Source organism: Azohydromonas lata NBRC 102462 (assembly GCF_001571085.1).
GTDB lineage: Bacteria > Pseudomonadota > Gammaproteobacteria > Burkholderiales > Burkholderiaceae_C > Azohydromonas > Azohydromonas lata.
Genome location: NZ_BCTC01000294.1, coordinates 1 through 1,071, shown reverse-complemented (window position 1 = coordinate 1,071; position 1,071 = coordinate 1). Strand labels below are relative to the sequence as shown.

Genomic DNA, 1,071 nt, shown 5'->3' with positions numbered 1-1,071 from the left:
GCCCCCGAACCTTCACCTGGTGGTCGATGCGCCCTAGGTACTCCAGCTGCCCTTCGGCACTCCAGCGCACCAGGTCGCCCGTGCGGTACAGCCGCTGCCCGCCCGCCGTGGCCACGAAGCGCTCCGCCGTCAGCCCCGGACGATGCAGGTAGCCCCGCGCCAGGTTCACCCCGCCCAGGTACAGCTCACCGGCCACGCCCATCGGCACCTCGTTCAGTCGCCCATCCAGCACCCGCGTTTGCGTCTCGCTGATGGGCCGCCCAATCGGCACCTGGCTGCGCCCGTCGTCCCGGCAGGTCCACTGCGTGACGTCGATGGCCGCCTCGGTCGGACCATAGAGGTTGTACAGGCCCACACCGGGCAGCCGCCTGAACACATCGTTCTGCATCTGGGCCGCCAGCGCCTCCCCGCTGCACACGATGCGCCGCAGGCTCGTGCAGGCCTCGATGCCCTCGTGCGCCAGGAACGCCTGCAGCATCGACGGCACGAAGTGCAGCGTGCTCACCCGCTGCTGCACGATCAGCGCCAGCAGCAGTGCCGGGTCGCGGTGGTCTCCCGGCCGGGCCACCACCAGGCGCGCGCCGGCCATCAGCGGCCACAGGAACTCCCACACCGACACGTCGAAGCTGAACGGGGTCTTCTGCAGCACCGTGTCGTCGGCACCCAGTGCATAAGCCTGCTGCATCCATGCCAGGCGGTTGTGCAGCGCGCGGTGGCGGTTGGCGGCGCCCTTGGGCCGCCCGGTGGAGCCGGAGGTGTAGATCACGTAGGCCAGTTGCTCACCATGCACCGGCACCTGCGGGTCCGTGGCCGGCTCGGCCGCGGTGTCCAGGGTGTCCAGCGCCAGTACGGCCAGCGCCTCCGTACCCGGCACCTGCAGGTGGCTTTGCGTCAGCAACAACCCGATGCCGCTGTCGGCCACCATGTAGGCCAGGCGGTCGGCCGGGTACTCCGGGTCCAGCGGCACATAGGCGCCGCCGGCCTTGAGGATCGCCAGGATGCCCACCACCATCTCGATGGAGCGCTCCACCGCGATGCCCACCCGCTCCTCGGCCCGCACGCCCAGGCCGA

At 70.8% G+C, this 1,071-nt stretch carries 1 protein-coding gene; it reads right to left on the bottom strand.

What is annotated here, in order from left to right; all coding sequences use genetic code 11:
* Nucleotides 1-1,071 (bottom strand): amino acid adenylation domain-containing protein (locus ALA01S_RS31170; protein WP_157119450.1); only part of this gene is annotated, 1,071 nt, incomplete at both ends.